This is a genomic window from Staphylococcus simulans, assembly GCF_003043455.1.
GTDB lineage: Bacteria > Bacillota > Bacilli > Staphylococcales > Staphylococcaceae > Staphylococcus > Staphylococcus simulans_A.
In genome coordinates, this window is record NZ_PZGG01000003.1 from 68,912 (window position 1) to 80,761 (window position 11,850).

General features: G+C 35.1%; 13 protein-coding genes and 1 riboswitch. Of the genes, 12 read left to right on the top strand and 1 reads right to left on the bottom strand.

Going from position 1 to position 11,850, the window contains the following annotated elements; genetic code table 11:
• Positions 1 to 19 precede the first annotated feature (19 nt).
• The 12 genes from BU038_RS01250 (at position 20) to sufB (ending at position 10,673) form a co-directional block, all read left to right on the top strand.
• The gene (locus BU038_RS01250) at positions 20 to 376 is read left to right on the top strand and encodes an arsenate reductase family protein (protein ID WP_002481589.1); all 357 of its coding nucleotides are present in this window, start codon (positions 20 to 22) and stop codon (positions 374 to 376) included.
• Between the two features lie 153 nt (positions 377 to 529).
• Positions 530 to 910 (top strand): glycine cleavage system protein GcvH, encoded by a 381-nt coding sequence (gene gcvH / locus BU038_RS01255; protein WP_107604461.1) that lies wholly within the window; start codon positions 530 to 532, stop codon positions 908 to 910.
• Between the two features lie 292 nt (positions 911 to 1,202).
• The gene (locus BU038_RS01260; protein WP_107604462.1) at positions 1,203 to 1,565 is read left to right on the top strand and encodes a toprim domain-containing protein; all 363 of its coding nucleotides are present in this window, start codon (positions 1,203 to 1,205) and stop codon (positions 1,563 to 1,565) included.
• On the top strand, positions 1,562 to 1,858 hold the full coding sequence (locus BU038_RS01265) for a thioredoxin family protein (protein ID WP_107604463.1): 297 nt from the start codon (positions 1,562 to 1,564) through the stop codon (positions 1,856 to 1,858). The genes BU038_RS01260 and BU038_RS01265 overlap by 4 nt, the downstream gene beginning before the upstream one ends.
• A 53-nt stretch (positions 1,859 to 1,911) precedes the next feature.
• A riboswitch (SAM riboswitch) is annotated at positions 1,912 to 2,020 on the top strand.
• Between the two features lie 100 nt (positions 2,021 to 2,120).
• Entirely contained in the window at positions 2,121 to 3,146 is a 1,026-nt protein-coding gene (locus BU038_RS01270; protein ID WP_107604464.1) for a methionine ABC transporter ATP-binding protein, read from the top strand.
• Entirely contained in the window at positions 3,139 to 3,834 is a 696-nt protein-coding gene (locus tag BU038_RS01275; RefSeq protein WP_002481594.1) for a methionine ABC transporter permease, read from the top strand. The genes BU038_RS01270 and BU038_RS01275 overlap by 8 nt, the downstream gene beginning before the upstream one ends.
• Positions 3,835 to 3,858: 24 nt before the next feature.
• On the top strand, positions 3,859 to 4,686 hold the full coding sequence (locus BU038_RS01280) for a MetQ/NlpA family ABC transporter substrate-binding protein (RefSeq protein ID WP_002481595.1): 828 nt from the start codon (positions 3,859 to 3,861) through the stop codon (positions 4,684 to 4,686).
• Positions 4,687 to 5,045: 359 nt separating this feature from the next.
• Entirely contained in the window at positions 5,046 to 5,804 is a 759-nt protein-coding gene (gene sufC / locus BU038_RS01285; RefSeq protein WP_002481612.1) for a Fe-S cluster assembly ATPase SufC, read from the top strand.
• A 65-nt stretch (positions 5,805 to 5,869) separates the two neighbouring features.
• Positions 5,870 to 7,177 carry a Fe-S cluster assembly protein SufD gene (gene sufD / locus BU038_RS01290; RefSeq protein ID WP_107604465.1) on the top strand — a complete coding sequence of 436 codons (1,308 nt, stop codon included), beginning with the start codon at positions 5,870 to 5,872 and terminating at the stop codon, positions 7,175 to 7,177.
• A gap of 189 nt (positions 7,178 to 7,366) precedes the next feature.
• Positions 7,367 to 8,617 (top strand): cysteine desulfurase, encoded by a 1,251-nt coding sequence (locus BU038_RS01295; protein WP_182676003.1) that lies wholly within the window; start codon positions 7,367 to 7,369, stop codon positions 8,615 to 8,617.
• A complete protein-coding gene (sufU, locus tag BU038_RS01300) occupies positions 8,607 to 9,077 on the top strand; it encodes a Fe-S cluster assembly sulfur transfer protein SufU (RefSeq protein WP_023015332.1) in 471 nt (156 codons plus the stop codon). The genes BU038_RS01295 and sufU overlap by 11 nt, the downstream gene beginning before the upstream one ends.
• Positions 9,078 to 9,275: 198 nt before the next feature.
• Complete coding sequence (gene sufB / locus BU038_RS01305) at positions 9,276 to 10,673, top strand: Fe-S cluster assembly protein SufB (RefSeq protein ID WP_107604466.1); 1,398 nt, start codon at positions 9,276 to 9,278, stop codon at positions 10,671 to 10,673.
• Between the two features lie 586 nt (positions 10,674 to 11,259).
• Here sufB and BU038_RS12810 read toward each other — a convergent pair.
• A complete protein-coding gene (locus BU038_RS12810; protein ID WP_107604468.1) occupies positions 11,260 to 11,739 on the bottom strand; it encodes a DUF1828 domain-containing protein in 480 nt (159 codons plus the stop codon).
• Positions 11,740 to 11,850 lie beyond the last annotated feature (111 nt).

The following is an 11,850-nucleotide window of genomic DNA, read 5'->3' on the forward strand; positions in this document are numbered from 1 at the left end:
AGTTAAAGGAGGTCAAAAGATGATTAGATTTTATCAGTACCAAAACTGTACGACATGCAAGAAAGCAGCAAAATTTTTAGATGAATATGGTGTAAGTTATGAACCTATCGACATCGTAGAACTTAACCCAAATAAAAGAGAACTACAAGATATTATTGATAAAACCGGCGTTGAAATTGATAAGTTATTCAACAAACGCGGAGGTAAGTATCGTGAACTAGGTCTGAAAGATAGACTTGACAGTTTGTCTGATGATGAAAAACTAGATTTATTGGCTTCTGACGGTATGCTTGTTAAACGACCACTTGCGGTTTCAGGCAATAAAATCACGCTTGGTTTTAACGAAAAAGAATACAAAGATACTTGGGTGAACTAACTTATAGCACTATAAGTAGTAAATATCTTATTGCTAAGCGCTTTATTTACACAAAAAATTAAAAAACTACAAGATGTCTATAAATAGTTGAATGAAAAGGTTTCATATGGCATCATAAAAGAGTATTCATTTATTAATTAGGAGGGGATTCGTGTGGCAGTGCCAGAGGAATTAAAATATTCAAAAGAACATGAATGGGTTAAAGTTGAGGACGATACAGTAACAATCGGTATCACTGAATACGCACAAGGAGAACTTGGTGACATCGTATTCGTTGAATTACCAGAAACTGACGATGATATCGAAGAGGGCGAATCTTTCGGAAGTGTAGAATCAGTTAAAACTGTTTCTGAATTATACGCACCAGTTTCAGGAACTGTAGTTGAAATCAACGAAGAATTAGAAGACAGTCCAGAATTCGTAAATGAATCACCATACGAAAAAGCATGGATGGTTAAAGTAAAATTAAATGACACAAGCCAATTAGATGATTTATTATCAGCTGATCAATATAAAGAAATGATCGGTGAATAATCGGCTTTAAAAACCAAACTCCAAGATACTTTGTATTTTGGGGTTATTTTTTATTTGAAATAGGCTATAACAAACTAGAGCGCTAAAGTGCTGAACCTTTACAGCTGAATAAATACATAACTTATCGTGTTTGTTTAGTTGTTAAACAAGTTGCGTGTCTTTAAAATAAGACCTGCGTTACAATAAAAGTATCAACTTACGCACTATTTTTATATAAGTTGGCAGAACCTAAGCATTTACGTTTGCGAGTAATGAAGCAATGATATCACGAGAGTATTGGAGTGTAGTGAATATGGCATTGTTAGATAAAGTAATCGTTGTAGAAGGTAAAACAGATAAAAAACGTGTACAAGAAGTGATTGATGAACCCGTGCAAATCATTTGTACGCACGGCACAATGGGCATTGATAAACTTGATGATATGATAGAACACTTGTATGAACGTCCTGTCTATATATTAGTGGATGCAGATAAAGAAGGGCGCCGTATTCGTCAATGGTTCAAACATTACTTATCAGAAAGTGAACATATCTTTGTTGATAGAACTTATTCTGAAGTCGCACGTTGTCCGCGCCCTTATCTTGCCAAAGTGCTTAGAAACCATGGGTTTATGGTAAAAGGTGAAGCACCAGTGAAAGGATTAGTATATAAATGAACGTTAAGCAACAAATTACAGATATCAAACAAAACTTTGATCAAGACAAGCATTTGATTTTTGGTTACACACCGATGTGCGGATCATGTAAAGTTTCAGAGAAAATGCTAGATATAGCCAATGAAATTTTACAACTTCCTTTGGTCAAAGCAGATTTGAATTTTCATCCTGATTTCAGTGAGGCCTATCAAATTCAATCTGTTCCTGTTTTGTTAGTGATGTCGAAAGATAAGGAGATAGACCGTATTTACGCATTTCAATCGGTTCCTTATTTATTAGAAAATTTAAAATAGTTGTTGACTACTTCTGAGTGAAGTGGTAGGATAAATATCAATTAAATAGTTATCTCTTATCAAGAGAGGTGGAGGGATGTGCCCGACGAAACCCGGCAACCGTCTTATTTATAAGAAATGGTGCCAATTCACAAAAAGTTGAACTGCTTTTGAAGATGAGAGAAAGAAATTTCAAATTGCTTTCTCTTTAATGCTCATAGCAGCGATAAGGGAAAGCTTTTTTAATTTGTAGGTAGGTATTGCAAGGAAAGGGGAGAATGCAGTGATTCAACTGAAACAAATCGTCAAAAGATATAAGACGAAACATCAAGAAGTACTGGCAGTTGATCATGTCGATTTAGATGTGTCGGAGGGTACCATTTACGGTGTCATCGGGTTTTCTGGTGCCGGTAAAAGTACACTTGTCAGAATTTTAAATTATTTGGAAGAACCAACATCAGGTCAAGTCATAATAGATGGAGATGAATTAGGACAACTCAGCAAAGCGCAACTAAGGAAAAAGCGACAAAAGGTAAGTATGATATTCCAACACTTCAACTTATTGTGGTCTAGAACAGTGTTAGATAATATTAAGTTTCCGTTGGAAATTGCTGGCGTTGATAAAGCAGCAGCTGAAAAAAGAGCAAAAGAATTGGTTGAGCTTGTAGGGCTTAAAGGAAGAGAAAAAGCTTATCCTTCAGAATTATCTGGTGGTCAAAAACAAAGGGTTGGTATCGCACGTGCCTTAGCAAACGATCCAAAAGTATTGCTTTGTGACGAAGCTACAAGTGCTTTAGATCCTCAAACAACAGATGAAATTTTAGAGCTCTTACTAAAAATCAGAAAAGAAGAAGACTTAACAATTGTGATTATTACACATGAAATGAATGTGATTCGCGAAATCTGCGACGAAGTTGCGGTTATGGAAAATGGTAGGGTCATTGAACGCGGTGAAGTTAAAGAAGTGTTTGAAAATCCTAAACATCAAGTGACTAAACGTTTCGTTAAAGAAGGCTTGAATGACCAATTTGACGAATCAATTCAAGAACTGATTCCAGAGTCGACAAACGGTTATATTGTACGTTTGAACTTCATTGGAGAAGAAACGACAGAACCGATTGTGTCATATATTACTCAAAAATATAATCTGAATGTGAACATACTAGAAGCGAATATCCGCCATTCGAAAAGCGGGCCGATTGGTTTCTTGATTGTACATATTGTAGACTTGAAAACTGAATTTTTTGATGATTTTAAAAACGAATTAGAGAAGCGTAATGTAGGTGTGGAGGTGGTTCGTAATGGATAAATCATTCAGTGATATATTACGTGAAATGGTCACAATGCCGAATGTTCAATGGGACCAAGTTTGGCTGGCTACATACGAAACACTCTATATGACAGCCATTTCTACAATTTTTGCGTTCGTGATCGGTTTAATTCTAGGCGTACTATTATTCCTGACAGCTAAGAGTAAATCACCGACAGCAAAAGTGTTTTATCAAATCGTGTCATTTATTGTGAACTTATTCAGAGCAATTCCATTCATCATTTTAATCTTGCTCTTGATTCCATTCACAAGTTTATTACTTGGCACAATCAGTGGTCCGACAGGAGCACTTCCAGCATTAGTTATTGGTGCTGCACCATTCTATGCGCGTTTAGTGGAAATCGCATTTAAAGAAATTGATAAAGGCGTTATTGAAGCTGCACGTTCAATGGGTGCAAACACTTGGACAATTATTCGCAAAGTATTAATTCCAGAATCACGTCCAGCCTTGATTTCAGGTATTACAGTTACTGCAATCGCATTAGTAGGTTCTACTGCTGTTGCCGGTGTTATCGGTGCAGGCGGTTTAGGTAACTTAGCATATTTAACTGGTTTTACTCGAAACCAAAATGATGTCATTTTAGTTTCAACAATCTTTATTTTAGTGTTTGTGTTCATCATTCAATTTGTGGGTGACTGGGCTACAAATAAAATTGACAAACGTTAATTCTATTTTGAAAGGATCAATCCAATGAAAAAAATTATTAGTATTTTAGCGGTTTTAGTATTAACTGTAGTTTTAGCAGCATGTGGCAGTAAGGATAAATCAGCAGGAGGAGAAGATTCTAAAACAATCACAGTTGGTGCTTCACCAGCCCCTCACGCTGAACTTTTAGAACAAGCTAAACCTATCTTGAAAAAAGAAGGTTATGACTTAAAGATCAAAACAATCAACGACTATACAACACCTAACAAATTAGTAAACAGCGGTGAATTGGATGCAAACTTCTTCCAACACACACCATATTTAAACACTGAGAAAAAAGACAAAGGATACAAATTAGTATCTGTTGGTAACGTTCACTTAGAACCAATGGCTGTATACTCTAAAAAATATAAAAGCTTAAAAGAATTACCAAAAGGTGCAACAGTTTATGTTTCTAACAACCCAGCTGAAGAAGGTCGTTTCTTGAAATTCTTCGTTGACGAAGGTTTAATCAAATTGAAAAAAGGCGTTAAAATCCAAGATGCACACTTCAGTGACATTGTAGAAAACAAAAAAGACATCAAATTCAACAACAAACAATCAGCTGAATATTTACCAAAAATCTATCAAAACGAAGATGTTGATGCTGCAATTATCAACTCTAACTTTGCTATTGAACAAAAATTAAGCCCTAAAAAAGATTCAATCGCTCTTGAAAAACCTGAAAACAACCCATACGCAAACTTAGTAGCGGTTAAAGAAGGTCACGAAAAAGATAAAAAAATCAAAGCTTTAATCAAAGCATTACAATCTCAAGATATTAAAGATTACATCAACAAAAAATATGATGGTGCTGTAATCCCAGCTGAATAAGAAATTATTAATCACTCTCAAGTATAGATGCTTGGGAGTGATTTTTTGCGTCTATTAATAGTATAGAGAGCAACGAGACCCTATCATAATATGTGACAAAGATATGGGTAATGATAATAGAAGGACAGAAAATGAGAATCAGTAGCTTTGAAATTCGTGCAACATTTCACATTGAAACGCTTTAATGAAACTCATTACAATTTAAGAATTCTTTTTATTTAGGTACTTAAAAGGTTTATTCTGGGGTTTAATTGCGTTATAATTTATAAATGTACCAATGTAGTGCAGTTTTGACTACAGATTAAAATTATTATAAACTAGTAATTGAAATACTATTTATGTTTACGGAGGGACTTTTAATGCCATCAACATTGGAGATTAAAGACTTACACGTGTCTATTGAGGATAAAGAAATTTTAAAAGGTGTTAACTTAACAATTAACACGGGAGAAATTCATGCAGTTATGGGACCTAACGGTACTGGTAAATCTACTTTATCAGCAGCAATCATGGGTCACCCAGCTTTCACAGTAACTAAAGGTGAAGTATTACTTGACGGTGTTAACGTTTTAGAATTAGACGTTGACGAACGTGCAAAAGCAGGTTTATTCCTAGCTATGCAATATCCATCAGAAATTACTGGTGTTACAAACGCAGACTTCATGCGTTCAGCAATTAATGCAAAACGCGAAGAAGGCAAAGAAATCAACTTAATGCAATTCATTAAGAAATTAGATAAAGAAATGGAATTCCTAGATATGGATCCAGATATGGCGCAACGTTACCTTAACGAAGGTTTCTCAGGCGGCGAGAAAAAACGTAACGAAATCTTACAATTGATGATGTTACAACCTAAATTCGCTATCCTAGACGAAATTGACTCAGGTTTAGATATCGATGCGTTGAAAGTTGTGTCTAAAGGTATCAACGAAATGCGTGGAGATGACTTTGGTTCATTAATCATTACGCACTATCAACGTTTATTAAACTACATCACACCTGATTTCGTACACGTTATGTATAACGGTAAAATCGTTAAAACTGGCGGACCAGAATTAGCACATCGTTTAGAAAATGAAGGTTATGAATGGGTTAAAGAAGAATTCAGCGAAGCGTAAATCATTTACGTAAAGAAGAAACAACCGATTAAATGTTATAAGTATCGTTAGGAGGATATTAAGTTATGACGACTGAAACTTTGAACATTTCTGCAGCAGAACTTGTTGAGTATTCACAAGCCCAAAATGAACCTTCTTGGATGACAGAATTACGTAAAGAAGCGTTGAAACTAACTGAAACTTTAGAAATGCCAAAACCAGATAAAACTAAAATCACAAAATGGGATTTCGACTCATTTAAACAATTCGAAACAAAAGCTGAAACTTATCAAGATATCAGTGAAATTCCAGATTCTATTGAAAAAATCATTGATGTTGAAAAAACTGAAAACTTAGTGATTCAACACAATAATACACTTGCTTATATACGCGTTTCAGAAGAAGCGAAAAAAGACGGTGTAATTATTGAAGGCTTAGCAGATGCTTTAGTGAATCATGGAGATTTAGTTCAAAAATACTTGATGAAAGATGCAGTTAACGTAGATGAACACCGTTTAACAGCGTTGCATACTGCATTAATCAATGGCGGCTTATTCGTATATGTACCGAAAAATGTAGTCGTTGAACATCCAGTTCAATATGTAGTTTTACATGATGATGAAAATGCAAGTTTCTTCAATCACGTTATTATTGTGACTGAACAAAGTGCAGAAGTAACTTATGTTGAAAACTACTTGTCAGATGCTAGCGGCGAAGGCAACCAAGTGAACATTGTTTCTGAGGTTATTGCTGGTGCGAACTCTAAAATCACTTATGGTGCAGTAGACTATTTAGATAAAGGTTTCACTAGCCACATTATTCGTCGTGGTATTACTGAAGCAGATGCTTCAATCAACTGGGCACTTGGATTAATGAACAAAGGTAACCAAATTATTGATAACACAACTAACTTAATTGGTGACCGTTCTACAAGTGTATTGAAATCAGTAGCAGTAGGTACTGGCGATCAAAAATCAAACGTAACATCTAAAATCGTTCAATACGGTAAAGAAACAGATGGTTACATTCTTAAACACGGTGTAGTTGAAGAAGCAGCGACTATTATCTTCAATGGTATTGGTTATATCAAACATGGCGGTTCAAAATCAGTTGCGAACCAAGAATCACGTGTGTTAATGCTTTCTGAGAAAGCACGCGGAGATGCAAACCCAATTCTATTAATCGATGAAGATGATGTAGAAGCAGGTCACGCAGCATCAGTTGGCCGTGTAGATGACGAACAACTTTACTACTTAATGAGTCGTGGTATTTCTCAACAAGAAGCTGAACGTTTAATTATTCATGGTTTCTTAGATCCAGTAGTAAGAGAATTGCCAATCGAAGATGTAAAACGTCAATTACGTGACGTTATTGAATTAAGAGTATCAAAATAAAAAATATAAGCTAGGCAGGAGAGATTAAAAACAGGAGGAAGTCAGCTGATGAAATGTACATCACTGCGTCATATTCCTCCTTCTCTTTACGCTTTTGAATAACCTGTTCGCAGTCAATTATTATTCATTAAATCCTGTCAGCTTGTAAGTTATTTTGTACGACAAGTGATTATTAATGAAGAAAGGTCTGTGGATATAGTGGCCGAAACAACACTAAATGTTAATGAAGTTATTGAAGATTTTCCAATCTTGAAACAACAAGTCAATGGCAAACGCTTAGCTTATTTAGATACAACAGCGACAAGTCAAACACCACTTCAAGTAATCGAAGCGATTGACGATTATTATAAACGTTATAATTCTAATGTGCACCGTGGTGTACACACACTCGGCTCATTAGCAACAGATGGTTATGAAGGTGCACGCGAAACAGTAAGACGTTTCATTAATGCACGTTACTTTGAAGAAATTATTTTCACAAGAGGTACAACAGCTTCTATTAACTTAGTAGCACGTAGTTATGGTGATGCAAATGTTTCAGAAGGCGATGAAATTGTCGTGACTGAAATGGAACATCACGCTAACATTGTACCTTGGCAAGAATTAGCACGTCGTAAAGGTGCAACTTTAAAATTCATTCCGATGACAGAAACGGGTGAATTGAACATCGAAGATGTGAAAGCCACAATTAATGACAACACTAAAATTGTAGCAATTGCACATGTATCTAACGTTTTAGGTACAATCAACGATGTGAAAGAAATTGCGAAAGTTGCACATGAACATGGTGCAATTATCAGTGTGGATGGTGCGCAAGCAGCACCGCACATGAAAATTGATGTACAAGATTTAGATGTAGACTTCTACAGTTTCAGTGGACACAAAATGCTTGGTCCTACAGGTATTGGTGTTTTATATGGTAAACGTAGTCTGCTTAAAGATATGGAACCTATCGAATATGGTGGCGACATGATTGACTTCGTAGGTAAATATGAAGCAACTTGGACAGACTTGCCAACAAAATTCGAAGCAGGTACACCTTTAATTGCGCAAGCTATTGGGTTAGCTGCAGCGATTAAATATCTTGAAAACATTGGATTTGATGCGATTCATCAACATGAAAAAGAGTTGACTGAATATGCATACGAACAAATGGATGCGATTGAAGACTTAGAAATCTATGGTCCGCCTAAAGAGAGACGTGCAGGTGTCATCACTTTCAACTTGAAAGATATTCACCCACATGACGTTGCGACGGCTTTAGATACAGAAGGTGTTGCTGTACGTGCAGGACATCACTGTGCTCAACCGTTAATGAAATGGTTGAATCAATCTTCAACAGCAAGAGCAAGTTTCTATATCTATAATACTAAAGAAGACATTGATCAATTAATTTACGCTTTAAACCAAACGAAGGAGTTTTTCTCATATGAATTTTAATAATTTAGATCAACTATATAGATCTGTAATTATGGACCATTATAAAAATCCGAGAAACAAAGGTAAATTAGATAACGGCTCTTTAACTGTTGATATGAATAACCCAACGTGCGGAGACCGAATTCACCTTACTTTCGATATTGTTGATGGCATTATTGAGGATGCAAAATTTGATGGTGAAGGTTGTTCAATTTCAATGTCTAGTGCATCTATGATGACTGAAGCAGTTAAAGGTCATTCGTTAAAAGAAGCATTAGAAATGAGTCAAGAATTTTCTAAAATGATGCTTGGCGAAGATTATGAATTAACTGAAGATATGGGAGATATTGAAGCATTACAAGGTGTTTCTCAATTCCCTGCACGTATTAAATGTGCAACGCTTGCTTGGAAAGCTTTAGAAAAAGGTACTGTGGAACGTGAAGGTCAAGCAGATACTGATTCTGAAGAAAATGCAAAGTAAGCACCCATAACGGGTAAAGAATAAGTAACTGGCAAGGAGGTTTCTAACTTGTCAGTTACATGATAGACTGGTTTATACAAGTAGCAATATCCAATAGGATATTGTGAAAGCTATAAATCATCATGAAGTTCTATCAAATGATTGAAATATTGCCACGTGTCTATGTATCGTGTTGATTATATAAAAGGAGTGATTGAAATGGCTAAAAAAGCACCTGATGTTGGGGATTACAAATATGGATTCCACGACGATGATGTGTCCATTTTCAGATCAGAACGCGGATTAACAGAAAATATCGTAACTGAGATTTCAAAAATGAAAGAAGAACCTCAATGGATGTTAGACTTCCGTCTAAAATCTTTAGAGTTATTCTATAAAATGCCAATGCCACAATGGGGCGGCGACTTGTCAGAGTTAAACTTTGACGATATCACTTACTATGTAAAACCTTCTGAACAAGCAGAACGTTCATGGGACGAAGTACCTGAAGAAATTAAACGTACTTTCGACCGTTTAGGTATCCCTGAAGCAGAGCAAAAATATCTTGCTGGGGTTTCTGCTCAATATGAATCAGAAGTTGTATACCAAAACATGGAAGCTGAATTAGAAGAGAAAGGTGTTATCTTCAAAGACACTGACTCTGCATTACGTGAAAACGAAGAATTATTCAAAGAATACTTCGCTTCAGTAGTTCCAGCTGCAGATAACAAATTCGCAGCGTTGAACTCAGCAGTATGGTCAGGTGGTTCATTCATTTATATTCCTAAGAATATTAAATTAGATACACCACTACAAGCATACTTCCGTATCAACTCAGAAAACATGGGTCAATTCGAACGTACTTTAATCATCGCTGATGAAGGTGCTTCAGTACACTATGTTGAAGGTTGTACAGCACCTGTGTACACTACAAACTCACTACACTCAGCTGTAGTTGAAATCATTGTACACAAAGATGCACACGTTCGTTATACTACAATTCAAAACTGGGCTAACAACGTCTATAACTTAGTTACAAAACGTACTTTAGTTCATGAGAATGGTAACATGGAATGGGTTGACGGTAACTTAGGTTCTAAATTGACTATGAAATACCCTAACTGTGTATTAGCTGGTGAAGGTGCGAAAGGAAGTACACTTTCAATCGCATTAGCTGGTAAAGGACAAGTTCAAGATGCGGGTGCGAAAATGATTCACTTAGCACCAAACACATCTTCAACCATTGTCTCAAAATCTATCTCAAAAGATGGCGGTAAAGTTGTTTACCGTGGTATCGTTAAATTTGGACGTAAAGCGAAACGTGCACGTTCAAACATCGAATGCGATACGTTAATCTTAGATAACAAATCAACTTCAGATACGATTCCTTATAATGAAATCATGAATGATGATATTTCATTAGAACACGAAGCGAAAGTATCTAAAGTATCAGAAGAACAACTCTTCTACTTGATGAGCCGTGGTATTTCAGAAGAAGAAGCAACTGAAATGATCGTAATGGGCTTCATCGAACCATTCACAAAAGAATTACCAATGGAATATGCCGTTGAAATGAACCGTCTAATCAAATTCGAAATGGAAGGTTCTATCGGTTAATCCAATAGTGTTCATTGAATATAAGTATTATAATACGCAGCATGCATACTTAACCGTATGTGTGCTGCTTTTTTAATATCTAAAGTTAAGAGGAAAGATAAGCGTAATGAAATAATATGGAGGCTTAATGATAATTTGAATGTCAGTCATATCAAACTTATTCAGGTTCAATTTGTCATTTTGTAATTTATAGAGTGTACATGGGCTTGCTAATACAATTTAAATTGAAATTTAATGTAACTTATCATCCTGAATTGTGGTATAAATAAGTGATAAAATAAAGAAAACGTATAGAGGGGAAACCTATGAAGAATAATTCAACTTTGTTAAAGATTCTAGGAGCAGTGTTTATATTGTTAACAATTATCAGCCCGTTATTTGCGATTGGAAGTATTATTTGTAGTGTGAAAATCAAAAAGTATAATGATGTCATCGGAGATCGTTTTCTCACGATTTCTATAATTTGTGCAGTAATATTTATGGCGTTTCATTTCATCTACTATCTCACGTATTTATTTTAAAGTATATTTTAAAAGCCAGAAAGTAAGCAGTTACACTCTATCTTACTTTCCGGCTTTATTTTAGTTCATAAAAGTAAATGATTAAATGATAAAAAGTCGTTAGTTGTATCTTTTAGAGACAAATTCTGTATCGATATCTTGTTGTTGCTGAATAAGTCATTTATACAAATGATTGACTGAGTAAAACTTTGAAGTGATTCATTTAAATTCTGTATAACGCATTCAATATAGATTTCTTCAGTGCTTTCATCTATATTTACATTAAATGTTTGAATGTATTTGTATAGTAATTTAAGAGTTGGTTTCTGCTCAAACAACTCAGGCTTTTGAGATTTTAAATTAAATAGTGTATAACCATCGTCACAAAGCGTGATAGTCTGCTTATCATCGCTAAAGATAGCATAAAGAATGATGTTATCCATCGTGCAATCTTTAAAAGGAATTTCCACGCGTAGTGTATGTGAATTTATTTTCTTGAAATCTACTTGCTTATGATACCAAGAGATATAGTTGTTTTTTAAGTGATGTATATTCAGTATTTCCATAGGTGTTCACTACTTTCGATTTATATTTTGAAATAATAAAATAATTGTAAATCTATCAGGAGCTCTAATGACTTTTTAATAAATAGTACATAATATATATGAGGTATGGCA

Excerpts from the sequence above, each read along its gene's own strand:
- BU038_RS01280 (WP_002481595.1), top strand. The coding sequence starts at position 3,859 with ATGAAAAAAATTATTAGTATTTTAGCGGTTTTAGTATTAACTGTAGTT.
- sufC (WP_002481612.1), top strand. The coding sequence starts at position 5,046 with ATGCCATCAACATTGGAGATTAAAGACTTACACGTGTCTATTGAGGAT.
- BU038_RS01265 (WP_107604463.1), top strand. The coding sequence starts at position 1,562 with ATGAACGTTAAGCAACAAATTACAGATATCAAACAAAACTTTGATCAA.
- BU038_RS12810 (WP_107604468.1), bottom strand. The coding sequence starts at position 11,739 with ATGGAAATACTGAATATACATCACTTAAAAAACAACTATATCTCTTGG.
- BU038_RS01260 (WP_107604462.1), top strand. The coding sequence starts at position 1,203 with ATGGCATTGTTAGATAAAGTAATCGTTGTAGAAGGTAAAACAGATAAA.
- sufU (WP_023015332.1), top strand. The coding sequence starts at position 8,607 with ATGAATTTTAATAATTTAGATCAACTATATAGATCTGTAATTATGGAC.
- sufB (WP_107604466.1), top strand. The coding sequence starts at position 9,276 with ATGGCTAAAAAAGCACCTGATGTTGGGGATTACAAATATGGATTCCAC.
- BU038_RS01275 (WP_002481594.1), top strand. The coding sequence starts at position 3,139 with ATGGATAAATCATTCAGTGATATATTACGTGAAATGGTCACAATGCCG.
- BU038_RS01250 (WP_002481589.1), top strand. The coding sequence starts at position 20 with ATGATTAGATTTTATCAGTACCAAAACTGTACGACATGCAAGAAAGCA.
- sufD (WP_107604465.1), top strand. The coding sequence starts at position 5,870 with ATGACGACTGAAACTTTGAACATTTCTGCAGCAGAACTTGTTGAGTAT.